The organism is Burkholderia cepacia ATCC 25416, assembly GCF_001411495.1.
GTDB lineage: Bacteria > Pseudomonadota > Gammaproteobacteria > Burkholderiales > Burkholderiaceae > Burkholderia > Burkholderia cepacia.
Map to the genome: position 1 here is coordinate 1221834 of NZ_CP012982.1, position 23973 is coordinate 1245806.

Here is a 23973-nt window from a genome sequence, read left to right on the forward strand (position 1 = left end):
TGCCGATACGTCGCGAAAGCCGTCTCTCAGTGCGGCTTCACGACGGTCCAGAAGTAATAGCCGAGCGGCAGCGCGAGCACGACGAGCCCCCACGACACGTCGCGCCGGCGGCCGGCCAGCAGCTTGACGAGCACGTAGCACAGCAGCCCGCCCGCGATGCCGGTGCCGAAGCTGTTCGACATCAGCGTGAGCAGCACCATCGACATCACGGGCAGCGCATCGGTGAAGTCGTCGAAATGCGTATGGCGGATCGTTGCGAACATCGACAGCCCGATCAGGATCAGCGCCGGCGCGGTCGCCTCTTTCGGGATCGCGAGCGCGACCGGCACGAACAGCAGCATCGCGGCGAACAGCACGGCCGCGGCCAGCGACGACAGCCCGCTGCGGCCGCCAGCCTCGACGCCTGCCGCCGATTCGATCAGCGCGGTCAGCGCGGGAATGCCGAACACGGGCCCGATCGTCGCCGCGAGCGAATCGACGAGGAACGGCCGGTTGATGTTCGGCAGGTTGCCCTGTTCGTCGAGCAGGTTCGCCTTCGCGCCGACCGCGAGGGCGGTGCCGAGCGTCGAGAAGAATTCCGCCGCGAAGAACGCGAACAGGTACGGCGCGGCCGCGAGGCTCAACGCGCTGCCGATGTCGAGCTTGAACGCGATCGGCGCGATGCTGTGCGGCAGCGACACGAACGACGCAGGCAGATGCGTGACGCCGAGCGGCACGCCCGCCGCTGCCGCGACGAGGATCGCGATCAGGATCGCGCCGGGCACCTTGCGCGCCTGCAGTACGATCGCAACCGCCAGGCCGATCAGCGCGACGAGCGCACCCGGCCGCGAGAAATCGCCGAGCGCGAACGCGTTGGTCTTCGCGTTCGCGACGACCATCCCCGCATTGCGCAGCCCGAGCATCGTCACGAACAGCCCGATCGACGCGCCGAGCCCGAGCTTGATCTGCACCGGTATCAGCTTCATCACGACGCCGCGCGCGCCGAGAATCGTCAGCAGGAAGAACAGGATGCCCGACACGCACGCGATGCCGAGGCCTGTCTGCCAGCCCACATGCTCCGTCGTCGCGAGCGTCACGCCGATGATCACCGAGCCGCCGATGCCGGGGCCGACCAGGAACGGCAGGTTCGCGTAGAGCCCCATCAGCGTCGTGAACAGCACGAATACGACGATCGTAGCGGTCGTCGCCGCGCCGCGCTCCATGCCGCCCGTCGCGAGCAGCGACGGGATCACGACGAGCAGGTACGCGGCCGCGAGAAACGACGTGACGCCCGCGATCGTCTCGGTGCGCACGCTCGTGCCGCGCGCGGCGAGCGCGAAGCGGCGTTCGAGCCAGTTGGCCGGCGCGCGCGCCGGCATCGTGTCAGTCGCTGACATGGTGGTTCTCCTGTGATTCCGAATATTGTCCTGTGTCGATGCACGCAGCGCGGTCTTATACTGCCGCGTACCGTATCCCGACCGTTATTGCCCGATGTCGTCCGACCGCTCGTCGCTGCTGCCCGCGCTCACGCTGCGGCAGGTCCAGCACTTCGTCGTGCTCGCCCACGCACGCAGCTTCACGCAGGCCGCGCAGGCGCTGTCGCTCACGCAGCCCGCGCTCACCGCGTCGATCCGCCAGATCGAGTTCCTGCTCGGCGGGCGCCTGTTCGCGCGTTCCGCGCACCGGCTCACGCTCACCACTGCTGGCGAAGCCGTGCTGCCGCTCGCCGAACGCCTGCTCAACCAGGCGCGCGGCACCTTCGACGACATGACGCGGCTCATCGGCGAACGCATCCAGACCGTGCGCATCGCGTTCATCCCGTCGGTCGCCGGCCGCCTGCTGCCCGCGCTCAACGCACTGCGCGACGCCCACCCGACGCTGCGCTTCACGCTCACCGACCTGCCCAACAGCGCACTCGTCGAGGCCGTGCGCGACAGCGTCGCGGATCTTGGCATCGGCGTACGCGAACCCGACAGCGACGACGGCACGCTGCGCTACCGGCAGCTGTTCGAGGACGAGATCGTGATCGTCGTGCGGCACGACGATCCGCTCGCCCGCGCGAAGAGCGTCACGTGGGCGAAGCTCGTCGATCGCGAGCTCGCGGTGTTCGTGCGCGGCAGCGTCAGCGAATCGCTGCATCGCACCGGCGGCGCCGAGAAGCTGCGCCTGAACGTCACGTACCGGATGGAATACACCGAGCCGCTCTACGCGCTCGCGCGCAACGGCCTCGCGACCGCCGTGCTGCCGAGCCTCTATACGATGCATCTGCACGATCCCGAACTCGTTGCGCTGCGCGTCGACAAGCCGCGCGTCACGCGGGCGATCTCGCTGATCTCGCTCGCCGGCGACGATCGCGGCCCGCATGTCCGTACGTGCCGCGAGTGGATTGCGAAGCACATCTGATTGCGTCGACCGAGTGCGGTTCGCCGTTCGCCGCACGAGCGCCCGCGCTCAGGGCAGCTTCGCGATACGCTCGACGAGCGTCGCATAGAAGCGGTCCGCGTCGACCTCGTTGATCCACGTCGCGTTCGCCGCGCGGCCGCTGCGCCCGTTCCAGTCGACGACGGTCTCGCCGAGCGTCCACTGCCCGGTCGTCTCGACCATCACGTTCACCTTGCGCCCGCCGAACAGCGTCGGATCGACGAGGTAGCCGACCGCGGTCGGGTCGTACATCGGCGCGTCTTCAGCGCCGCGCCGCTTCTTGTTGTACGCGAGTTCGGCATCCATGATGTCCGCGACGATCGCGCCGCAGCGGTTGCCGAGCGCACGGAACGGCGCGACGCGCGCCGGCGTGATCGGCGCCTTCACCGCGACATCGCGCGGCAGCACGACGATCGGCACGCCGCTGCCGAACACGACTTCGGCCGCCTGCGGATCGACATAGATGTTGAACTCGGCGGCCGGCGTGATGTTGCCGCGCTCGAAAAACGCGCCGCCCATCAGCACGATCTCGCGCAGTGCCCCGCGAATCTGCGGCGCCTCGACCAGCGCGGTCGCGACGTTCGTCAGCGGGCCGAGCGCGCACAGCGTCACGCTGTTCGGCGCCGCGCGGCTCAGCGTATCGACGAGATACGACACCGCGTGGCCGGCGGCAAGCGGCGCGCGCGGCACGGGCAGCTCGACGCCTTCGAGCCCCGTCTTGCCGTGCACGTTCGCGGCCGTCACGAGCTCGCGCACGAGCGGCCGCGGGCAGCCCGCGTAGACCGGCAGCGTTTTCGTGCGGCCGGCCCAGTCGCGGATGATCCGCGCATTGCGTTCGGTCAGGTCGAGCGGCACGTTGCCCGCGACGGCGGTCAGCGCGCGCACGTCGAGGCGGTCCTGCGCGCCCAGCGCGAACAGGATCGCGATGGCGTCGTCCTGCCCCGGGTCGGTATCGATGATCACCGTGCGGCGCGCGGCATCGCCGCCGGCGGCGAACGCGCCCGTTTCGGGCAGCAGCGCGGTGCCGGCCAGCGCGGCGGACAGTTTCAGGAAGGTGCGGCGGGATGCGATCGGATGGGTCATGGTCGGGCGCTCAGAAAACGTGCCGGACGCCGAGCGTCGCCATCATCTGGCGCGTGCCGGTCGAGCGCGCATACGCGAAGATCTGCGCATGGTCCGCGTCGCCGGCCGCCTGCTGCGCGATCACCGTCAGCGCGACGTCGGTGCGTTTCGACAGGTAGTAATCGGCCTGCAGGTTCACCTGGTGCCATTTCGGCCGCTTGTCGATCACGTCGTACTTGCCGTTCGTGAACGCATACGCGGCGCCGAGAAAGAGCTGCGGCGTCATCGTGTAGACGATGTTCACGCCGAGGTTCTGCAGGTGCAGGTGCGAATTGTCGAGGTAATCGTAGCGCACGTCGGTAAACATCGCGGCGAACTGCGCGCGGCCGATCGTGTAGAAGCCGCCGGTGCCCGCGATCCGCTGCCGGCTGGCGTAAGCCGCGGGCGTCATCGCGCTCTTGCTGAAGATCAGCAGCGGCGACGCGTAGTCGTTCGCGATCGCGCCGTCCTGGTTCGTCGCGCTGTAAGGGTGGTTGTACTGCGCGTAGACCACGCTCCAGCGCAGCGGGCCCTGCTCGTAGCCGAGCCCGAAGCTGTATGCGCTGTTGTTCGCGAAACCCGTCGCATTGCTGAAGCCGTACAGCGCGGTGAATTTCAGGCCGTGGTACACCGGGCTCACGTACTTCACCGAATTCTGCACGCGGATGTCGTTGTAGCCGTTGTCGTTGTCGCCGATGTTCACGCCGTTGCTCGCGATGATCACCGGCCCGATGTAGTCGTGGATCGCATCGTACTGGCGGCCGAACGTCAGCGAGCCGTAGGTGCGGTCGGCAAGGCCGACGTAGGCCATCCGCCCGAACTCGCGGCCGTTCTGCGCGGCCGTGCCCGTCATCACGTTGAAGCCGTTCTCCAGCTGGAAGATCGCGGACAGCCCTTGCCCGAGATCCTCCTTGCCCTTCAGCCCCCAGCGCGGGTTCTGGTTCGTGCCGGACAGCGCCTGCCAGGCGTTCTTGCCGCCCTGGTTGGTCGCGAACCCGACACCGGCCGAGATGAGACCGTACAGCGTGATGCTGCTTTGCGCACAGGCATGCGTCGCGAAGGCGCCGAGCATCGCGAGCGGGGCGAGCTTGTAGAGAGTTTTCATGCGGGTCGTGTGATCGGTGGTGGTCCAGGCGCGGCAGGGTTCCGCGAAACTGGCCTCGACTATACGAACCCGGATCGGATAATAAAAGTTTGCTTTTCTTATGTATCAATAAAACGGATTTATTCTCATCGTGGCATCGCCCGTAGCCGTCAGCCCCGCGAACCGGCGGTCAATCCGCCGTGTCGCCGCCCTTCGGCACCTTCGACCACGCGTTGCGCCCCGGCATCGGCGACCAGGCCGGGCGGGTCTTGCGCGCGCTGTCGACCACGACCAGATAACGGCCCGCGATCGGCGTGATGTCGCGGTCGCGACGCAGCACCCACAGCGACTTGCCGGCCTCGACACGCGCCTGGTAATCGTCGTCGAGCAGGCCGTGACGATCGAAGAACGTGTTCAGCGACGCCGGAATCCGCACGCAGCCCTTCGAGTGCCGGATGCCGAGCAGCGCTTCGAGCCGGTCGGGATCGGTCGCATGCATCTGGAAGCGCATCGGCGACACGCCGCCCTTGCCCCAGCCGCGCTCGCCGTCCACCCAGCCGAAGTCGTAGATGCGCATGTCGCGGCGGCCGTAGCCGCGAATGCCGTTCTCGTTCGTCGTGCCTTCCGCGCGGAAATCCATGTTGTCGGGCGAGTGATGGAACACGCCGAGCGGCGTCAGGAAATGGTCGTACTTGCCCGGCAACCCGGTGCCGACCGGCGATGCGCCGATCATCAGCCACGCGTTGGCCGGCGTTGCACGGAAGTAGATGAAGAGCGCCTGCACGTTCGGCGCGCGGTCGACCATCGCGACGTATTCGCCGGCGAGGTCGCCGAGATCCGCATCGGCGAGCGCCTCCTGGAGCCGCTGGCCGTAGGCGCGCTGCTCGCTTGCGGGCACGTTCAGGCGCCGCGTGACTTCCTGCGTGAAGCGCTTGCGCATGTCGACCGCGCGCGCCGTCGCATTTTTCGCCTCTTCGGCCGATAGCGGCGGATGACGGCGTGGCGGTGTCGGCGCGGGTGCTTCGGCCTCGCTCGCGGCGGTGGCGGAAGCGGCTGAGGCAGCTGAAGCGGCTGAAGCGGCTGAGGCAGCGGAAGTGCCGGAAGCAGTCGATGCACCCGATACCGCGCTGGCAGGCTCCGCATGACGCTCGTGCGACGCTGCAGACGCGGGCTGTGCGGCCGACGCCCCCGACGACGCATGCGCAGGCGAGCCACGATGCGCATGAGACGCCGCCGACGCGGGCGGCGCAACTGATGAGGATGACGGAGCAACGGACGACGAAGCGTCGGACGCGGCAAACGCAGGCTGCCCGGCAAGCACGGGAACGATCAGGGCAACAGCGAGCGACACATACGCGGCGACTGTGCGGGTACGGCAACGCGACTTCGACATGCGCCGCGTCAGGCTGAAAAGCATCATACGTTCGAAGCCATCGGCCGATCCGGCCGCCGCATGCTGCAATTGCGGGCGGCGCATCTTCCGCGCGAGCCATCGACACGTCCGGCGCATCGTGTGCGCCCGGCGCCGACGCCTCTTCGCGGCGGAGCCGTTCGCCGATGCAACGCGTACGGTCCGATGGCGGCTAATGAGTCGTCAGGCCCTTCATTCTACGCGTCCGAACAGGAATCTTCAGCGACGCAAGTCGCGGTTTCACGGCGAATTTGCGCTTCGTCACGCTTTGTTTCAACTCGTTGCCGCCTGCATCTTTCGATGCATGGCAATCTTGCTGATTGGACATTCGAGTCCGACAAAGGGCGCTGCTTTTTCGCCGCGGTGCGAGGGCTTCGCCGAATCGATTCGGAAACCGGATCATTCCCGACGAGCCGTACGCACCGGCCGCGCAGTGCGATGCCATCGCATGGCACGCATGCAGCACGAACCGTGCGACACGCGTGCACGATCACCGGTCACTTCGAGATGGCTTCGAGCGCGATGCCCTTCGTGCGCGGCCCCATGAATCCGATCGCGGCCATCACGATCACCATCGCGCCCGCGATGAACGCGAACACGCCGAAGGTGCCGAAGCCCTTCAGCACGGCCGCGATCACGAACGACGAGAAGATCGCCGAGAAGCGGCTCCACGAATAGACGAAGCCGACGGCCCGTGCGCGGATCGACGTCGGGAACAGCTCGGCCTGATACGCGTGGAAGCTGTACGACATGATGTTGCTGGCGAGCGTGAGGCCGATGCCGAGCACGATCAGGAATGCGCCGACCGTCGTCTGGCTGAACAGCAGCCCGCAGACGACGATCGCCGCCGCCATCGCGACGATCACCGACTTGCGCTCGAAGCGGTCGGCGATCACGAGGCCGATCAGCGGGCCGACCGGTGCGGCGAGCGCGATCACGCTCGAATACATCAGGCTCGACGTGATCGTGATGCCCTGCTTGATCAGCAGCGTCGGCACCCAGTTCGCGAAGCCGTAGAAGCCGACCGTCTGGAACACGTTGAAGATCGTCATCATGATCGTGCGGTTGCGATACGGCTGCACCCACATGTCGCGGAAGCTGCCGCGCGGCGGCACGGGCTCGGCGGGCGCCGGCGGCGGCAGCGGCCGTCCGTATTCGGCTTCGACCTTCGCCTCGAGCGCGCGCATGATGCGGTCGGCTTCGTCGACCCGGCCCTGCTGCGCGAGCCAGCGCGGGCTTTCCGGCAGTTCGCGGCGAATCCACCACACGAACAGCGCGCCATGCGCGCCGATCAGCACGACCCAGCGCCAGCCGTCGAGGCCGAACGGTGCGTGCGGCACGAGCAGGTAGGCGAGGAACGCGACCACCGGCACCGCGACGAACCCGACCGCCTGCTCGCACGCGAATGCGCGGCCGCGGATCTGCTTCGGTACGAGCTCGGAGATGTACGTGCCGATCGTCACCATCTCGACGCCGAGGCCGAGACCGACGACGAAGCGCCAGAAGTTCAGCCCGGCCGCGGTGTCCTGGAACGCCATCACGACGTTGGCGGCCGTGTACCACAGCAGCGACCACGTGAAGATCGCGCGGCGGCCGAAGCGGTCGGCGAGGAAGCCGCATGCGATCGTGCCGATGAAGAGGCCCGAGAACAGCGCGGCGATGAAGCTCGCGACGCCCGTGGTGCCGAACAGGCCATGCGTCGTCGCGGAGAGGATGCCGCTTTTCACGAGGCCGGGCGCAACGTAGCCGCTGTAGAGCAGGTCGTAGAGCTCGAAGAAGAAGCCGAGGCTCAGCAGGACGACGAGCTTCCAGACGGTACGCGTGGGCGGCAGGCGGTCGAGGCGGGCCGAGATGGAGCCGGGGTCGACGGGTGGGGATTGGGCGGGTGCCTGCGAAAGGCTGTCCGTTGAGGCCATCGTGGGCGCGTCTCCTGTTCGTGTCGTGTAGTTGTCCGGCGACCTTCGAGCCGCCGTCGGGCGAATCGCTGCATTGTACCGGCACGTCCGCCCGACGCGAGCGCACCCCGGCCCCGATATCCGGAGCGCGACGACGGGCCGACTGCACGCCGTACGTCGAACCGATTCGGGTGCCCCATTTTTGGGCGGACCAACGTGTAACTTTCGTAACCGTCTGTCGGGTACGGAAAACGCGCAGGAACGGCGACGCGGCGACGCATCGCGGCGGCGCGGGCCCCACCGTCCGGGCCTGATGCGCCGTTTCGCTCGGCCGCACGCCGCCGGAATCTCCACAAACGGGGCACGCAATCAGTACAACCACGCGTTCCACACCCCGGTAACATGCTACCGGGCCAACCACCGGCTTCCGGGCACCTTTCGGCGCCCGGCCTTGTCGGCAAATCGTAAGCATTCCATGTCCATACAACGACTATCCACGTACGCTCGCCGGATCGCGCTGATCGCGTTGCTGCAGTTCGCTGCGATCGCAACCGCGTCGGCGTTTCCGGAGGCCGCTTCCGCCCCGGGCGCAAGCGGCGTCGGCGCGCCCGTGCCGGCCATCTCGCTGAACGACGCCGTCGCGCAGCTCAAGCAGATGCAGGTCGAGCTCGACCGCATCAAGCAGCAGACTTCGACCGCGTCGAGCAGCAAGGAGCTGGACGCGCTCGACGACTCGGCGCAGGAGCTGAGTGCCGACGTCGTGAAACTGCAAAGCGATCTCACGCCGCAACGCGCGCAGATTCAGGCACAGCTCGACGTGCTCGGGCCGCCGCCCGCCGAGGGCGCCGCGCCGGAGACGGCAGCCGTCGCGAAACAACGGGCCACGCTCGACGCGCGCAAGACGCAGCTCGATGCGGCGCTGAAGCAGGCCGCCGACCAGAAGACCAACCTCACGAACCTCGCCGAACAGTTCGCGAAGCTGCATCGCAGCCTGCTGAAGAACCAGCTCGCGTTCCGTTCGGGCGGCATTTTCAGCGCGCAGTTCTGGCTGCCGCTGTTCCATCTTTCGCCGGACGATACCCAGCGGCTCGGAGACTTCGACGAAGAAATCCACGACATGCTGCGCTCGTCGTGGGTGCCCGGACAAAAGGCGATCACCGCGCTGCTGCTGATTGCCGCGATCGCGGCCTGGCTCGGCGGCCGCCGGCTCCTCGAGCGCGGGCTCGCCTGGTTCTGCGTAAACCGCCTGCCGGCCACCCGCTTGCGCCGCAGCGCGCTGGCACTGTCCATCGCGCTGTCGACCCTGCTGGCCACCGCCGTTGCCGTTCAGATCCTTTACCTCGCCGTCGCGCGCCGTTACGACCTCACGCCGGGGCTGACCGATCTGTGGGACCAGTTCGCGAAGCTCGCCGCGACCTGCGCACTGATCGCCGGGCTCGGCCGCGCACTGCTCTGCACGAAGCATCCGTCGTGGCGCCTCCCCGCGCTCGCCGATCCCGTCGCGCTCGCAATGAAGCCGTTCCCCGGCATCCTGGCCGCGCTGCTGCTCGTGTCCGGCACGCTCGAATCGATCAACCGGATCGTCGACACCAGCCTGTCGGTCACGCTGTTCGGTCGCGGCATCGTGTCGCTCGTCGTCACGCTGACGGTCGGCGCGTCGCTGTTGCGCGCCAACCGCGCGCGCGCCGCGCTCGCGGCGGCGGGCGAGGCACCCGAGCAACGCTCGACGCTCGCGGGGCTGATCCATGCCTGCGTCACGCTGGCGATCGTCGCATCGCTGATCGCACTCCTGATCGGTTACGTCACGGTCGCGCGCTTCATCACGTACGAACTCGTGTGGTTCGAGATCGTGCTGTGCACGACCTACATCCTGATCCAGTTGACGCGCGACGCGAGCGAAAGCCTGTTCTCGTCGAGCCTGTCGACGGGGCAGCAGATCAAGCACCTGTTCGCGCTCGAGGACCGCCACCTCGACCAGGCGCGCACGGTGCTGTCCGGCTTCGGTACGAGCCTGCTGATGCTGATCGCGGCCATCGCGCTGGTGACGGGCGGCTTCGGCACGACCCCGGGCGACCTGCTCGACAGCGCGGTCGCGATGATCGGCAGCCAGCGGCTGCAGAGCCTGAACATCATGCCCGACCGAATCCTGAACGCCGTAATCGGGTTCGCGATCGGCTTCTACCTGTTGCGCTCGCTGCGACGCTGGCTCGACAGCGAGTTCATGCCCGCGCTCGGCATGGATACCGGGATGCGCGTATCGCTGATCACGCTGTTCACCAACGTCGGCTACGTACTGCTGGTACTGATGACGCTCGGGCTGCTCGGCGTGCGGTGGAACAACCTCGCGTGGATCGTCAGCGCGTTGTCGGTGGGTATCGGCTTCGGCCTGCAGGAGATCGTGAAGAACTTCGTGTCGGGGCTGATCCTGCTGACCGAGCGCCCGGTGAAGGTCGGCGACATGGTCAGCATCGCGGGTGTCGAAGGCGACATCCGCCGCATCAACGTCCGCGCGACCGAGATCCAGCTCAGCGACCGCTCGACCGTGATCGTGCCGAACTCGCAGCTGATCTCGCAGAACGTGCGCAACGTGACGATGGGCAACAGCACGCAGGGCGTCGCGACGCTGGTGCTGACGTTCCCGCTGAACACCGATCCCGAGCAGGTGCGCGACCTGCTGCTCGACGCGTACCGCGAGCACCAGGCGATCCTCGAGAAGCCGGCGCCGTCGGTCACGTTCAGCCAGCTCACGCCGGACGGGATCACGCTGAGCGTGACGGGCTACGTGTCGAGCCCGCGGATCGCGAGTTCGACGAAGAGCGATCTGCTGTTCGAGATCCTCAAGCAGTTGCGCGCGGCGGGGATCACGCTGTCGAGCCCGCAGATGCTGGTCGTGCAGAACATGCCGGCAATCGGAGAGGCAGGCAACGCATAGCGACGCATGGAGACGCATCGCGCGCTCCACCGTCCGCACTGGAAGAAACGAAGGGCCGGTACCGCAACGCGGTAACCGGCCCTTCTCGTTCACGCACGGCGCCCGATATCGGGCGCCCCGCCTCACACGTCGAACTTCACCCCCTGCGCCAGCGGCAGCTGCCGGCTGTAGTTGATCGTATTCGTCGCGCGGCGCATATACGCCTTCCACGCATCCGAACCCGACTCGCGGCCGCCGCCCGTTTCCTTCTCGCCGCCGAACGCGCCGCCGATCTCCGCGCCGCTCGTGCCGATGTTCACGTTGACGATCCCGCAGTCGCTGCCCGCTGCCGACATGAACTGCTCGGCCTCGCGCATGTCGTTCGTGAAGATCGCCGACGACAGCCCTTGCGGCACCGCGTTGTGCAGTTCGATCGCGTCGTCGAAGTTGTCGTAGACCATCACGTACAGGATCGGTGCGAACGTCTCGCGCTCGACCACGGCCGATTGCTTCGGCATCCGCACGATGGCCGGACGCACGTAGTACGCATCCGCGTGACCGACGTCGACGCGCTCGCCGCCCTTCACCTCGCCGCCCTGTTCGCGTGCGTCGCCCAGCGCCTTCTGCATCGCATCGAACGATGCGCGATCGACCAGCGGGCCGACCAGCGTGCCTTCTTCAAGCGGGTTGCCGACCTTCACCGACGTGTAGGCCTTCTCGATGCGCGGCAGCAGTTGCTCGACCAGGCTGCGATGCACGATCAGGCGGCGCAGCGTCGTGCAGCGCTGGCCGGCCGTGCCGACCGCCGCGAACGTGACCGCGCGCACCACGAGATCCAGGTCCGCGCTCGGCGCGACGATCATCCCGTTGTTGCCGCCGAGTTCGAGGATGCCGCGCGCGAGACGCTGGCTCAGCACCTTCGCGACTTCCTGGCCCATCCGCACGCTGCCCGTCGCGCTGACGACCGGCACCTTCTTCGACGCCGTCAGCACCTCGCCGACATCGCGCATGCCCAGCACCAGCTGGCTCAGGCCCTTCGGCGCAACGCCCGGATGCGTCTTCTCGAACTCGCGAAGCGCCTTCTCGAGCAGCACGTGGCACGCGATCGCGGTGAGCGGCGTCTTCTCGGACGGCTTCCACACGACCGAATCGCCGCACACGAACGCGAGCGCCGCGTTCCAGGCCCACACCGCGACCGGGAAGTTGAACGCCGAGATCACGCCGCACACGCCGATCGGGTGCCACGTTTCCATCATCCGGTGGCCCGGGCGCTCGGATGCGATCGTCAGGCCGTAGAGCTGGCGCGACAGGCCGACCGCGAAATCGCAGATGTCGATCATTTCCTGCACTTCGCCCAGGCCTTCCGACGTGATCTTGCCGGCTTCGAGCGTGACGAGGCGGCCCAGTTCGGCCTTGTGCTCACGGAGCACGTTGCCGAACACGCGCACGAACTCGCCGCGCACCGGCGCCGGCACCGTGCGCCACTTGAGGAATGCGTCGTGCGCGGCGTCGATCTTGCGCTCGGCGTCGGCGGGCGTGTCGACGGCCAGCGTCGCGAGCGTCGCGCCGTCGAGCGGCGAACGCGCGGTCAGCGCATTGCCTTTCCACTGGGCGAGATCGATATCGAGCGCGGCAAGAATGTCGTTGAATTGCATCACTTCCTCTTCAGGGACAGATTGATCGGTGCGGCGGCAGCGCCGCCCGCGTGATTCGATTGGAGCGCGTTCGCGCGCCCTGTGCAAGCGGATGCGCCGCGCGGCAGGCCCGGTGCACCGCACGGCGCATCGCGCCGCGCCACCGCCGGAAGCCCGGCCAGACGGCGCGCTCCCGCCTCGCAAGGCACGATCCATGAAACACATTGTCGGTGGCCACAAGTCGGGCCGCTATTGATATTAACTCACGACTTCATTCCGAAAACGCAACACCTTGGCACGCCGATCCGATGCGCTTGCGCGCCGATATGGGACGTTTCCAAAGCCCGCAGACGGGCACGAGGACGCGTCGCAACACGACGCAAGTTGATGACAATCCCGCATCACCCTGTGCGGAAATATCGTTTGCCGGCCGTGCATCGGGCACACACAATCGTTGCGACGTCGAGGTGCAACGCACCCGGCGCGCCGCCGGCCGCCACAACGGCAGCCGGACGCCTGACGAAGGCGACACGCATCGCGCCCCGGCTCACCGGCGCGCTTTCGCACCGCATCACCGCTGCCCGGCCCGCAGCCGGCAACGCGTCGCGCTTCGTCACCGAAAAATAATCCCGGAGACAGCGCCCAGCGCCCGCCATGCATTCAGATGCCCGCCCCGACTCACCCCGTCCGTCCGGCTCGCCGCCCGCGAAGCCGTCCCTCCACCGTGCGCTGCAGGCACGCCATCTGCGGATGATCGCGATCGGCGGCTCGATCGGCACGGGCCTGTTCGTCGCGTCCGGCGCGTCGATCTCGCAGGCCGGCCCCGGCGGCGCGATGCTCGCGTACATGGTGATCGGCCTGATGGTCTATTTCCTGATGACGAGCCTCGGCGAAATGGCCGCGTTCATGCCGGTGTCGGGCTCGTTCGCGACCTACGGCGCGAAGTTCGTCGACGAAGGCTTCGGCTTCGCGCTCGGCTGGAACTACTGGTACAGCTGGGCCGTGACGCTGGCGGTGGAACTCGTCGCCGCGCAGCTCGTGATGCATTACTGGTTCCCGCACGTGCCGGGCGTCTGGTGGAGCGCGCTGTTCCTGACATTGATCTTCGCGCTCAACGCGCTGTCGGTGCGCGGCTTCGGGGAAGCCGAATACTGGTTCGCGCTGATCAAGGTGCTGACGGTGCTCGCGTTCGTCGGCGTCGGCCTGCTGATGATCTTCGGGATCATGCAGGGCGGCCCGAGCGCGGGCTGGGGCAACTTCACGATCGGCGACGCGCCGTTCGCCGGCGGCTGGGCGACGATGCTCGGCGTCGCGATGATCGCGGGCTTCTCGTTCCAGGGCACCGAAATGATCGGCGTCGCGGCCGGCGAGTCGGAAAACCCGCGCACGACGATCCCGCGCGCGGTGAAGCAGATCTTCTGGCGCATCCTGCTGTTCTACGTGTTCGCGATCTTCGTGATCGGCGTGCTGATTCCCTATACCGACCCGAACCTGCTCAAGACGGACGTGACCGACATCGGCGTGAGCCCGTTTACGCTCGTGTTCCGCCACGCGGGCCTCGCATTCGCGGCCGGCGTGATGAACGCGGTGATCCTGACGGCCGTGCTGTCGGCCGGCAACTCGGGCATGTACGCGTCCACGCGGATGCTCTACAACCTCGCGGTCGAAGGCCGCGCGCCGAAGATCTTCGCGAAGCTGTCGCGCGGCGGCGTGCCGCGCAACGCGCTGTATGCGACGACGGCCGTCGGCGCGCTGTGTTTCCTCACGTCGCTGTATGGCGACAAGACGGTCTACCTGTGGCTGCTGAACACGTCGGGCATGGCCGGCTTCATCACGTGGCTCGGCATCGCGGTCAGCCACTACCGGTTCCGCAAGGGGTTCCTGAAGCAGGGCTACCGGCTCGACCAGCTGCCGTACCGGTCGAAGTGGTTCCCGTTCGGCCCGCTGTTCGCATTCGCGTTGTGCGCGGTCGTCGCGCTCGGCCAGGATTATCAGGCGTTCCTCTCCGACAAGATCGACTGGGTGGGCGTCGCTGCGACCTACATCGGCCTGCCGTTCTTCCTCGCGATCTGGCTCGGCTACGCACTCGTGCGCAAATGCCGCCTCGTGCGCTACGAAGACATGGAAATCGCGCCGTGGATCGAACGCAACGCGACACCCGAAACCGCGCCGCAGGCCGAAACCGGCTACGCGGGCTACATCGCCCGTCCGGCCAACCCGACACCGGGCACCTGACCGCGCGAGTCGGCCCGCATCGGCCCGCACCCGCCCACTTCGCACCGGCCGCCGCCCAGTCGCGACGACCGGTGCCCTGCGCCCCATTCGACGCGGCGCGCGCGTTCAGGCAAGATCGACGCGCGCCGCCTGTTTTTCCGCCGTTACGAGTCAACGAAATCGCATGCAGAACTTCTACGAAGCCACCGTTACCCGCCAGCCCTACCCGCAACTGACCGGCACGATCGACACGCAGGTCTGCATCGTCGGCGGCGGCCTCGCCGGCCTGTGCACGGCACTCGGCCTCGTCGAGCGCGGCGTGCATGACGTCGTCGTGCTCGACAGCGAACGGGTCGGCTTCGGCGCATCGGGCCGCAATGGCGGCTTCGTCTTCGGCGGCTACAGCCTCGACAACGCCGACCTGCTGCGCACGCTCGGCCGCGACGAGGGGCGCCGGCTGTACCGGCTCACCGTCGAGGCAGTCGACCTGATCCGCGCGCGGATCGCGCGCTACGGCATCGACTGCGACATCGTCGACCAGGGCGTGATGCTCGCGAACTGGTTCGACGATCCTTCGAGGCTCGACAGCGTGCGCACGCTGATGAAGGACGAACTCGGCGTCGACTGGGAACCCGTTTCGACGGCCGCGCTGCGCAAGCGGCTGAAGACGCAGCGCTATTACGGCGGCCTGTTCGAGCCGAACGCGTTCCACTTCCATCCGCTCAAGTACGTGCTCGGCGTCGCGGCGGTCGCATCGCGCGGCGGCGCGCGCGTGTACGAACGCTCGGCCGCGCTCGGCATCGCGCGCGAAGGCGCCGGGTACGTCGTACGCACCGCACAGGGCACGGTGCGCGCGAAGGACGTCGTGTTCGCCGGCGGCGGCTATGCACGCGGCGTGTCGCCGCGCATCGAGCGCGCGGTGCTGCCGATCGCGACCTACGTGATCGCGACCGAGCCGCTCGGCACGCGCCTGCCCGACGCGATCGACGCACCGTACGCGATCTACGACACGCGTTTCGCATTCGACTATTACCGCCCGCTGAAGGACACGCGCATCCTGTGGGGCGGCCGGATCTCCGTGCTCGACCGCGGCCCCGACGCGATCGCCCGCCTGCTGCGGCGCGACCTGCTGCGCGTGTATCCGCAACTGGAAGACGTGAAGGTCGACTACGCGTGGGGCGGGCTGATGAGCTACGCGCGGCACAAGATGCCGCAGATCGGCCGCGACGCGGACGGCGTGTGGCACGCGATCGCGTTCGGCGGCCACGGGATGGCGCCGACCACGGTCGCCGGCGAAGCGCTCGCGGCCGCACTGGCCGAAGGCCGGCCGGTGCCGGAAGGCTTCAACGCGTTCGGGCTCACGCGCACGTTCGGGCTGGCGGGCCTCGCGGCCGCGCAGCTCACGTACACGGCGTACCAGGCCCGCGACGCGCTCGCGTCCTGCCGCCGCTGAGCGGCCGCGGCGGCCGGAACCACCCTGCCGATTAGAGCGGAAGGTCGGCCGGGCGGGGATTTCCCGCATGCTAGAATGCCTTTTCCACGCCGCCGAAGCCACAATAAAGTCACATGAAAGCAGGAAGCAAGGCCGCCACGTCCGATACCCGCACGCTTCCGTCCGATGCGCGGCGCAAATACGATCCCGAGCAAACCAAGCGCAACATCCTCGATGTCGCCACGCAGGAATTCTCCGCGATGGGGCTCGCCGGCGCGCGCGTCGACGCAATCGCCGAGCGTACCAACACGACGAAGCGGATGCTCTACTACTACTTCGAAAGCAAGGAAGGCCTGTACGAGGCCGTGCTGGAGAAGGTGTACGGCGACATCCGCGCACTCGAGCAGGAGCTGCACGTCGGCGACATGGAGCCGCGCGAAGGCATGCGTCGCCTCGTCGAATTCACGTTCGACTATCACGACAAGCATCGCGACTTCGTCCGCCTCGTGTCGATCGAGAACATCCACGGCGCGAAGTATCTCGAACAGCTCAAGTCGTTCAAGAACCGCAACGTCAGCATCATCAAGACGCTCGAGGAACTGGTCGAGCGCGGCGCGGCGAGCGGCGCGTTCCGCAAGGACATCGACGCATTCGACCTGCACCTGCTGATCAGCTCGTTCTGCTTCCACCGCGTGTCGAACCGCTACACGTTCGGCGCCGCGTTCGGACGCGACCCGTCGGCGCCGCGCCTGCGCGCCCGGCATCGCGACACGATCGCCGACGCCGTGCTGCGCTACGTCGCCGCATAAGCGACGACGGCGGCCGGTTTCCCGGCCGGCCTCATACCGGGCGCGCGACATCCGCGCCCGTCGCCTTCTCTCAGGTCAGTCCGTCGGCGCGGCCGACGCCAGTGCGATCCGCGCCTTCTCTTCCGGGCTTCCCGCCACGTAGTACTTCTTCGCCCAGCTCGAATCGGGCGCAAGCGCGAGCCGCGCATGCGCGCCCGTACCGGTGCCCGTGCCGTGCGGCTGCTTCGCATCGATCGCCAGCGCCCGTGCACGATAGTGCTCGTAAAGCCGCAGGAATTCCGCGAGATAGATCGCCGCGATCCGCTTGTCGCGGATCTCGAGCAGGTTCTCGTCGTTGTACTGCTCGGAATTGCGGCTCATGTTCGCCGAGCCCGTATAGACGACCGGATTCGCGCCTTCCGCATCGATCACGATGAACTTGTGATGGATCACGACCGGCGGAAAGGCCGGCGCCGGCTCGCCCGGGAAGAGGCGCAGCTCGGGCTCGAAACCCTGCGGCACGGTGGCCGGCGAGAAATACGCGGCATCGATCACGTCGCGGTTGTCGCGGCTGCGGTGATACAGCTCGAGGTTCGCGAGCGTCGCCGCATCGAGCGTCTGGCCGGCCTGCCGCGCGGCATCGGCCTTCGTCGCGCTGCCGGCGTTGATCCTGTTCACCAGCCCGAACATCATCAGCCCGCGGTCGCCGGCCGCGAAGCACGCGTCGCGCAGCGCCGCGTCGGTCGGCATGAACAGGCAGAACGACACCGAATGCTTCGCGGCCGCGATCGCGGCGACGATCGTGTCGATCTCGGTGCGCTGCCCCGCCGGTTCCGGCGAAAACGCGAGCCGCACCTGCGCGCTGCCGATCGTCATCGGTTCCGACCAGCCCGGCGACAGCCGCGCGGTCGCCGCGATCGGCGGATTCCCGGCCAGCGCATGCGCACGCGCGTTGTAGAGCGCGGCAAGCTCGGGCGAATCGAACGCGTGCAGCACGTTCGCCTGCTCCGTGAGCCCCTCGGTCGTGAAGTTCGCGGAGCCGGTCAGCACGCGCGCGGGGGCCGGGTTCGACGCCGCATCGGTCACGATGAACTTGTCGTGCATGATGTGCGTCCGGTCGCGCGGCGCGAGCGTCGCGAGCCCCTGCAGCGCATCGACGGCCGGCTGGTTCGGCGACGGTAGCGGCGGCTTGCCCTTGCGCGCCGTCGTGTGCGCGTCGTAGACGATCGCGAGCGATGCTTCGCCGTGAGTGCGCCCGAACGCTTCGAACGCGGGCAGCGCCCACAGCGTGTCGGTCAGGTGATAGACGGCCGACGCCGCGCGCGATGCCGGATCGAGCATCTCCGCGAACACCTGCTCCATGTCGTTCGCGAGCCAGGTGCGCAGCTTCAGCGCCTGCGCGTCGCTCGGCGCCGCATTCGGCGCGAGGCCCAGCGCCGCCACCTGCTTCGCGAACGCCTGCGAACTGACCACCGCGCGGTTGAACCACGTGCCGATGCCGTCCTCGACATGCGCGGGCAGCACGACGTCGCACACGCCGGCTTGCGCGTCGAGTACCTGCAGATTCGCCGGCGTGCCGACGACCGGATACACGTCGTAGCGAAACGATGCGCCGCGATCCTGCGGATCGATGCGTGCGTCCCACCACATGAATTTCTGGATCGGCGCCTGGTCGGTCGGCGCGTCGCCCTGCGTGTGCGCGGCCGGGCCGTCGAACGTCAGGCGGTTCGGCAGCCAGCTGTCCGGCGCGCGCGTCTTGCCGTCGGCCGACCAGAAGCCCGGCGTGCGCCGGATCGCGAAACCGAGGAAATCGGCACGCGACGCCGCATCGGGCCAGTCGAAGGCCAGCAGGACCAAGGTGGGGGAAAGATAGCTGCGCACGCTGACGGTCATTCGTTGCTCCCTGGCCTGGCGGCCGGTCGAGGTGAATGAGTCAGTCTTGACGGCGGTTCTTCCCGCGGAATGACGGTTCGATGAACCTTGTATGTCCGGCGCGCGTCAGTCGCACACGAGCAGCTCGATCCCGCGCGCGGTCAGCGCGCGGCGCACGGCCTTGTCGGGCGCGCGCTCGGTCACGAGATAGCGGGCGGCGGCCGTGCCGTTGATCTGCACCGGCGTCACGCGGCCGAATTTCGAATGATCGGCGACGATCATCGCCGTGCCGGCCGCCGCGATCATCCGGCTGCGCACCTCGGCCGCGAGCCGCGAGTAGTCGGTGAATTCGCCGTCGGGCGTGATGCCGCCGGCGCCGATGAACGCGAAATCGACGTGGTACTGCGCAAGCTGCTGGATCGTGTCGAGCCCGAAGGTGGCGTCCTCGTCGTCGGACAGCTCGCCGCCGAGCAACGTCACGCGATTGCCGTTGCGTCGCGCGAGCACGAACGCGGTGCGCCAGTCGTTCGTGTAGATCGACAGCCGGTGCCGGTCGGCGAGCGCGAGCGCAACCGCATGCGGCGTGCTGCCCGAATCGATCAGCACCGAGGCATCGTCGGGCACGAACTCGGCCGCGCGCCGCCCGATCGTGCGCTTCGCTTCGGCATTCGCGGCTTCGCGCTCCGACAGGCTCGGCTCACGGCGATCCGCGGCCAGCGCGCCGCCGTGCGTCATCACGAGCAGGCCGCGTGCGGCCAGTGCGTTCAGGTCGCGCCGCACGGTCTCGCGCGACACGTCGAGCGAGCGGACGAGTTCCGCGACCGACAATGCGCCCGACCGTCCGAGCTCCGACAGGATGAATTGATGACGTTGTTCCGCCAGCATCGCGTGTGCGCCCGAGGCGACTGGTAATGGGTAAGCCGCCCATTGTATTACGGCCGTTTGACCGGCATTTGACGGCGGCGGGACGCCGGGAGGGCCGCGTTTCCCGAAAGCGAAATTCTGTATTGCCCGCCGCGAGCGAATCGGCGCGGCGCCGGTTGCTACACTTTGCGCTTCGCAGAACGACAGACCAAGCAAAGGGGCTCACGCCATGTATCGCAAAGGCAGTGTGATCGAAATCCAGTTTCCGCCCGAACGACTCAACGACGCGGCCGGCGATCCGTACTGGATCGACCTGACGCTCGACGAGGCCCGCCGGCTCTACGAACAGCTCGCCGCGCGCTTCGCGACCGACGCCCGCGCCAATCAGCCGCTCGACACGTTCTCGATCGACTGATCTCCGCTGCTTCACGCCCGCCCGCTGCGCATGCCGGGCGGCGCCCATCCCGTTCCCGCGGCACCGCCCGGCCCGCACCGACGGCCGCACTTGGTGCACATTCGGCACGCAGCATGAGTGCAGGATTCGACAAGACGCCGGCATCGCTTCCCCCGATACTGGCCGACTTCACGATTCTGTCCGGCCGCATCGCGGCCCGCCATGCATGCTGACCTCGCTCGTCGCCGCCGCTTTCGTCGCACTCTGGTCCACCGGCTTCATCGTTGCGCGGGCCATCAAGCCCTACGCCGATCCCAACCTGTTCCTGCTCGCGCGTTTCGCGGGCACGGCCGCGCTGTTCGGCGCGGTGGCGCTCGTCGCGCGCGCGCCGTGGCCGGCCCGGCGCGAATGGCCGCGCCACCTGATCGCGGGCGCGCTGCTGCAGGGCGTCTATCTCGGCGCGAGCTACTGGGCCGTTGCGCAAGGGCTGAACGCAGGTGTCATGGCACTGCTCGGCGCACTGCAACCGCTCGCCACCGCCGTGCTCGCCGTACCGCTGTTCAACGAGCGCCTGCCCGCACGCGGCTGGCTCGGGATGGCGCTCGGGCTCGCCGGCGTCGCGCTCGTGCTGGCGCCGAAGGTGACGGGCGGTGTCGCGCCGGCGCCGGGCGCCGCGCCTGCGTGGCTCGTCGTCGCCGTCTCGGTGCTCGCGGTCGGGTCGATCACCGCCGGTTCGCTATACCAGAAGGGCAAGCTCGCGCAAAGCGACCTGCGCACGGCGGTTGCCGTGCAGAATTTCGGCGCGGCGATCGTCGCGGCCGTCTTCGTCGCGCTGCTTCACGAAACCCGCTGGATCGGCGCGCCGGCGTTGTGGGTGTCGCTGGTGTGGGGCGTCGTGTTCCTGTCCGGCGGCGCGGTCACGATGCTGATGTGGATGCTGCGCCGCGGCAACGCCGCGCGCGCGACGTCGCTGCTATTCCTCGCGCCGCCGCTGGCCGCGCTGCAGGGCTACTGGCTGTTCGGCGAAACGCTCGCGGCGATCCAGCTCGCCGGCTTCGCGCTCGCGCTGGTGGGCGTCGTGCTCGCACGGCGCTGACGCGCGCCGCCGGGCCGGTGCCCGCGTCGGCGCCGGGCGCAGGGATGCCCGTCACGCGGCACCCTGCACCCGCCCGGCGCACCGTGCACCACGGCGATGCAGCCCGTCTCGCCGATGCAACGCAAAACCGCCGGAACGCACGCCTGGCGCGGCACCGCGCCGCGATTGCGCTTATGATGGGCGCCTTGCATTTCGTTCCGGAACTTCCTTCATGACATCCGCCGATTACGCCAGCCGCCAGCGCGCGATCATTGCCGAACTGAACGTTGCCCCGCACTTCGACGCCGAGGCCGAGATCGACCGCCGCATCGATTTCCTCGCGCAATATCTTCGTTCGACCGGCCTGCGGACCTACGTGCTCGGCATCAGCGGCGGCGTCGATTCGTCGACGGCCGGCCGGCTCGCGCAACTGGCGGTCGAGCGCCTGCGCGCCGACGACTACGATGCGCGCTTCATCGCGATGCGCTTGCCGAACGGCGTGCAGAACGACGAAGCCGATGCCCAGCGCGCGCTCGCGTTCGTGCGCGCGGACGAGGTGCTGACGGTCGACGTGAAGCCGGCCGCCGACGCGATGCTCCGCTCGCTGGTCGCCTCCGGCCACGCATTCGACACGCCGGCGCAGCAGGATTTCGTGCACGGCAACATCAAGGCGCGCGAGCGCATGATCGCGCAGTATGCGGTGGCCGGCGCACGGCGCGGCATCGTGATCGGTACCGACCATGCGGCCGAATCGCTGATGGGTTTCTTCACGAAGTTCGGCGACGGCGGCGCGGACATCCTGCCGCTCGCGGGCCTGAGCAAGCGGCGCGTCCGCGCGGTCGCGCGTGCGCTCGGCGGCGAGGAGCTGATCGTGATGAAGGTGCCGACGGCCGACCTCGAGGAGCTGCGCCCGCTGCGGCCCGATGAGCACGCGTACGGCGTGACCTACGACGAGATCGACGATTTCCTCGAGGGCAAGCCGGTCGAAGACCGCGTGTACGAAACGGTGCTGCGCTTCTTCGACGCTTCGCGCCACAAGCGCGCGCTGCCGTACACGCCGTTCGACTGGCCGGCCGCGTAAGTCGCGACCGCGGCACAACGACTGCCGCGTCGCCATCCTGCGCTGCGGGGCCCGGCTACCGGCCGGCAGCGTCGGAGCCCAACCGCCGCGCGCGGCCGTGACGGCTACGCGCGGCAACCCGGCGGCGGGCAACCCTATGCGTGCCCGCCCGTCTTCGACGCCTGCAGCGCGCGAATCCGCATCCGCGCCCCCGTATCGCTCACCGTCGCGTCGTACATCGCCGCGAGATCGCGCTTGAGCGCGGTACGCGAGCCGCCGTCGAGATACACCATGTGCCCCGACGGATAAAAACGCGCGGACAGGTTCTGCCGCACCTTCTGGTCCTCGAGCGGCATCTGCTGCAGGTCGATCACGGTCTGGTAGAACGGCGTGACGAAATCGTAGAAACCGTTCGCCGACAGCACCTTCAGGTCGACGTTCAGCGCCATCACCGCGGCGAGATCGCCGGCCGTATAGAGGATCACGTTCCCCTGCGCATCGATACCCTGCTGCGCGCCGGTCGGATCGATGTGGCTGAAATCCCAGTTCTGGAACGCCTGGTCGTTCAGGTCGGTGAACGCGGAATTCGACGTGAACTTCAGCTGCTCGTTCAGGTAGCTGTTCCACATCGCCGTATAGACGCCCGTCACGGCCGTCATCGTCGGATCGTTGCCGCCCGAGTTCGGGTCGATCTTGCCGGCGATGCCCGACGAGATCCCGGTCACGCGGCCGTCGTACGAGCCGAGCGCGAGCCCCTGCGCATGCAGCAGCGTCGTCAGGAACAGCGAATTGCCGCGCGTGTCGTAGCCGGCGATATCGAGGCTCCACGATTGCAGCGTCGCCGTATCGATGCCCGTGTATTGCGACAGCTTCTGCACGGCGGCCGGGTTCGCATGCGGGACCGTGCGCAACGCGTTCAGGTAGTCGGTGCGCGCGAACTGCGCGACTTCCTCGACGAACGCGCCGAGATCGGTCGGCGCCGGCGTGACGCCGAGCTTCTTGTGATACCACGCATCGGCCGCCGCGGTCGGCAGCGCGCCGACCGGGTTGCCGGCCTGCCGGTAGTCGAGGATCGACGATTGCAGCGTGACGCCGTTCAGGTCGACGCCGTCCTCGTGCAGCTTGTACGCGAGCACGCAGCTGCGTGCGGTGCCGTACGATTCGCCGAACAGGTATTTCGGCGAATTCCAGCGGTTGTTCTTCGTCAGGTAGCGCTTGATGAACTGCTTCAGCGAATCCGCATCCTGGTCGACGCCCCAGAAGTTGCGGTTCTTGTTCGGCGCGACGGCCGCCGAATAGCCGGTGCCGACCGGGTTGATGAACACCAGGTCGCTGTGGTCGATCATGCTGTCCGGGTTGTCTTCCATCTGGTACGGCGCGGGCGGCGTGAACCCCGGCATCGACGTCTTGATGCGCTTCGGCGCGAACGAGCCCAACAGCACGAACACCGACGACGAGCCGGGCCCGCCGTTGTAGAAGAACGTCACGGGCCGCGTTTCTTCCTTCGCGCCGTCGGCCGTGAACGCGACATAAAAGAGCTTCGCGGCCGGCAGCGAACTGCTCGGGTCGACCGTCACGAGATGGCCGGCCGTCGCCGTGTAGGCGATGCGCTTCCCGTCGATCAGGATCGTGTGATGCGTGATCGCGGCCGCCTCGGTGGTGTCGGTCACCGAATCGTCGGGGCCGTTGCCGTACGCGACCGGATCGAAGAACGGCTGGTCACGACCGTGGCTCAACGCGACCGGGTTGACGGTCGGCGGCACGCCATGCGAATTGTGGTCGCCGTGATGCAGCGGATACACGCCGCCGGAAGATGCGGAATCGATGCCCATCGTGCT

17 protein-coding genes are annotated in these 23973 nt (G+C 68.0%); 8 read left to right on the forward strand and 9 right to left on the reverse strand.

Annotated features, from left to right (window positions below):
- Positions 1–26 precede the first annotated feature (26 nt).
- Entirely contained in the window at positions 27–1376 is a 1350-nt protein-coding gene (locus APZ15_RS22830) for an NCS2 family permease (protein WP_021161168.1), read from the reverse strand.
- A 94-nt stretch (positions 1377–1470) separates the two neighbouring features.
- Here APZ15_RS22830 and APZ15_RS22835 point away from each other — a divergent pair, with 94 nt between their 5' ends.
- Positions 1471–2382 carry a LysR family transcriptional regulator gene (locus APZ15_RS22835; protein WP_027790547.1) on the forward strand — a complete coding sequence of 304 codons (912 nt, stop codon included), beginning with the start codon at positions 1471–1473 and terminating at the stop codon, positions 2380–2382.
- Positions 2383–2430: 48 nt separating this feature from the next.
- Here the strand turns inward: APZ15_RS22835 and APZ15_RS22840 are convergent, their stop codons facing one another.
- The 4 genes from APZ15_RS22840 to APZ15_RS22855 all read right to left on the reverse strand — a co-directional run bounded on the left by APZ15_RS22840 (position 2431) and on the right by APZ15_RS22855 (position 7912).
- A complete protein-coding gene (locus tag APZ15_RS22840) occupies positions 2431–3483 on the reverse strand; it encodes a nucleoside hydrolase (RefSeq protein ID WP_027790546.1) in 1053 nt (350 codons plus the stop codon).
- Positions 3484–3493: 10 nt separating this feature from the next.
- Positions 3494–4606 (reverse strand): porin, encoded by a 1113-nt coding sequence (locus APZ15_RS22845; RefSeq protein WP_027790545.1) that lies wholly within the window; start codon positions 4604–4606, stop codon positions 3494–3496.
- Between the two features lie 169 nt (positions 4607–4775).
- Entirely contained in the window at positions 4776–6095 is a 1320-nt protein-coding gene (locus APZ15_RS22850) for a hypothetical protein (protein ID WP_034196009.1), read from the reverse strand.
- A 398-nt stretch (positions 6096–6493) separates the two neighbouring features.
- A complete protein-coding gene (locus APZ15_RS22855; protein ID WP_027790543.1) occupies positions 6494–7912 on the reverse strand; it encodes an MFS transporter in 1419 nt (472 codons plus the stop codon).
- A gap of 454 nt (positions 7913–8366) precedes the next feature.
- On the opposite strand from APZ15_RS22855, the gene APZ15_RS22860 reads away from it, so the two are divergent.
- Entirely contained in the window at positions 8367–10823 is a 2457-nt protein-coding gene (locus APZ15_RS22860) for a DUF3772 domain-containing protein (RefSeq protein WP_027790542.1), read from the forward strand.
- Positions 10824–10945: 122 nt separating this feature from the next.
- On the opposite strand, the gene amaB is transcribed toward APZ15_RS22860, so the two are convergent.
- Positions 10946–12457, reverse strand: coding sequence for an L-piperidine-6-carboxylate dehydrogenase (gene amaB / locus APZ15_RS22865; RefSeq protein WP_027790541.1), 1512 nt, complete (start codon positions 12455–12457; stop codon positions 10946–10948).
- Between the two features lie 633 nt (positions 12458–13090).
- On the opposite strand from amaB, the gene APZ15_RS22875 reads away from it, so the two are divergent.
- The 3 genes from APZ15_RS22875 to APZ15_RS22885 all read left to right on the forward strand — a co-directional run bounded on the left by APZ15_RS22875 (position 13091) and on the right by APZ15_RS22885 (position 16891).
- Entirely contained in the window at positions 13091–14671 is a 1581-nt protein-coding gene (locus tag APZ15_RS22875; protein WP_027790539.1) for an amino acid permease, read from the forward strand.
- Between the two features lie 163 nt (positions 14672–14834).
- Positions 14835–16103, forward strand: a complete 1269-nt coding sequence (locus APZ15_RS22880; RefSeq protein ID WP_027790538.1) for an NAD(P)/FAD-dependent oxidoreductase — start codon at positions 14835–14837, stop codon at positions 16101–16103.
- Between the two features lie 113 nt (positions 16104–16216).
- Positions 16217–16891 carry a TetR/AcrR family transcriptional regulator gene (locus APZ15_RS22885; RefSeq protein ID WP_027790537.1) on the forward strand — a complete coding sequence of 225 codons (675 nt, stop codon included), beginning with the start codon at positions 16217–16219 and terminating at the stop codon, positions 16889–16891.
- Positions 16892–16966: 75 nt separating this feature from the next.
- Here APZ15_RS22885 and APZ15_RS22890 read toward each other — a convergent pair whose 3' ends face one another.
- Both APZ15_RS22890 and APZ15_RS22895 read right to left on the reverse strand, forming a co-directional pair.
- Positions 16967–18763 carry a phospholipase D-like domain-containing protein gene (locus APZ15_RS22890; RefSeq protein ID WP_027790536.1) on the reverse strand — a complete coding sequence of 599 codons (1797 nt, stop codon included), beginning with the start codon at positions 18761–18763 and terminating at the stop codon, positions 16967–16969.
- Positions 18764–18868: 105 nt separating this feature from the next.
- On the reverse strand, positions 18869–19627 hold the full coding sequence (locus APZ15_RS22895) for a DeoR/GlpR family DNA-binding transcription regulator (protein ID WP_027790535.1): 759 nt from the start codon (positions 19625–19627) through the stop codon (positions 18869–18871).
- A gap of 208 nt (positions 19628–19835) precedes the next feature.
- Here APZ15_RS22895 and APZ15_RS22900 point away from each other — a divergent pair, with 208 nt between their 5' ends.
- From APZ15_RS22900 to nadE, 3 genes are all read left to right on the forward strand, one after another.
- Positions 19836–20021, forward strand: coding sequence for a hypothetical protein (locus tag APZ15_RS22900; RefSeq protein WP_006480515.1), 186 nt, complete (start codon positions 19836–19838; stop codon positions 20019–20021).
- A gap of 205 nt (positions 20022–20226) precedes the next feature.
- Positions 20227–21096, forward strand: coding sequence for a DMT family transporter (locus tag APZ15_RS22905; RefSeq protein ID WP_027790534.1), 870 nt, complete (start codon positions 20227–20229; stop codon positions 21094–21096).
- A 211-nt stretch (positions 21097–21307) separates the two neighbouring features.
- Positions 21308–22156, forward strand: coding sequence for an ammonia-dependent NAD(+) synthetase (gene nadE / locus APZ15_RS22910; protein WP_027790533.1), 849 nt, complete (start codon positions 21308–21310; stop codon positions 22154–22156).
- 134 nt (positions 22157–22290) lie between these two features.
- Here the strand turns inward: nadE and APZ15_RS22915 are convergent, their stop codons facing one another.
- The gene (locus APZ15_RS22915; RefSeq protein WP_027790532.1) at positions 22291–23967 is read right to left on the reverse strand and encodes a S10 family peptidase; all 1677 of its coding nucleotides are present in this window, start codon (positions 23965–23967) and stop codon (positions 22291–22293) included.
- Positions 23968–23973: the final 6 nt, after the last annotated feature.

What these genes read in the sequence shown, in the direction of transcription:
- APZ15_RS22830 (WP_021161168.1), bottom strand. Translation starts at nt 1,376, where the DNA reads ATGTCAGCGACTGACACGATGCCGGCGCGCGCGCCGGCCAACTGGCTC.
- APZ15_RS22835 (WP_027790547.1), top strand. Translation starts at nt 1,471, where the DNA reads ATGTCGTCCGACCGCTCGTCGCTGCTGCCCGCGCTCACGCTGCGGCAG.
- APZ15_RS22840 (WP_027790546.1), bottom strand. Translation starts at nt 3,483, where the DNA reads ATGACCCATCCGATCGCATCCCGCCGCACCTTCCTGAAACTGTCCGCC.
- APZ15_RS22845 (WP_027790545.1), bottom strand. Translation starts at nt 4,606, where the DNA reads ATGAAAACTCTCTACAAGCTCGCCCCGCTCGCGATGCTCGGCGCCTTC.
- APZ15_RS22850 (WP_034196009.1), bottom strand. Translation starts at nt 6,095, where the DNA reads ATGCGCCGGACGTGTCGATGGCTCGCGCGGAAGATGCGCCGCCCGCAA.
- APZ15_RS22855 (WP_027790543.1), bottom strand. Translation starts at nt 7,912, where the DNA reads ATGGCCTCAACGGACAGCCTTTCGCAGGCACCCGCCCAATCCCCACCC.
- APZ15_RS22860 (WP_027790542.1), top strand. Translation starts at nt 8,367, where the DNA reads ATGTCCATACAACGACTATCCACGTACGCTCGCCGGATCGCGCTGATC.
- amaB (WP_027790541.1), bottom strand. Translation starts at nt 12,457, where the DNA reads ATGCAATTCAACGACATTCTTGCCGCGCTCGATATCGATCTCGCCCAG.
- APZ15_RS22875 (WP_027790539.1), top strand. Translation starts at nt 13,091, where the DNA reads ATGCATTCAGATGCCCGCCCCGACTCACCCCGTCCGTCCGGCTCGCCG.
- APZ15_RS22880 (WP_027790538.1), top strand. Translation starts at nt 14,835, where the DNA reads ATGCAGAACTTCTACGAAGCCACCGTTACCCGCCAGCCCTACCCGCAA.
- APZ15_RS22885 (WP_027790537.1), top strand. Translation starts at nt 16,217, where the DNA reads ATGAAAGCAGGAAGCAAGGCCGCCACGTCCGATACCCGCACGCTTCCG.
- APZ15_RS22890 (WP_027790536.1), bottom strand. Translation starts at nt 18,763, where the DNA reads ATGACCGTCAGCGTGCGCAGCTATCTTTCCCCCACCTTGGTCCTGCTG.
- APZ15_RS22895 (WP_027790535.1), bottom strand. Translation starts at nt 19,627, where the DNA reads ATGCTGGCGGAACAACGTCATCAATTCATCCTGTCGGAGCTCGGACGG.
- APZ15_RS22900 (WP_006480515.1), top strand. Translation starts at nt 19,836, where the DNA reads ATGTATCGCAAAGGCAGTGTGATCGAAATCCAGTTTCCGCCCGAACGA.
- APZ15_RS22905 (WP_027790534.1), top strand. Translation starts at nt 20,227, where the DNA reads ATGCTGACCTCGCTCGTCGCCGCCGCTTTCGTCGCACTCTGGTCCACC.
- nadE (WP_027790533.1), top strand. Translation starts at nt 21,308, where the DNA reads ATGACATCCGCCGATTACGCCAGCCGCCAGCGCGCGATCATTGCCGAA.
- APZ15_RS22915 (WP_027790532.1), bottom strand. Translation starts at nt 23,967, where the DNA reads ATGGGCATCGATTCCGCATCTTCCGGCGGCGTGTATCCGCTGCATCAC.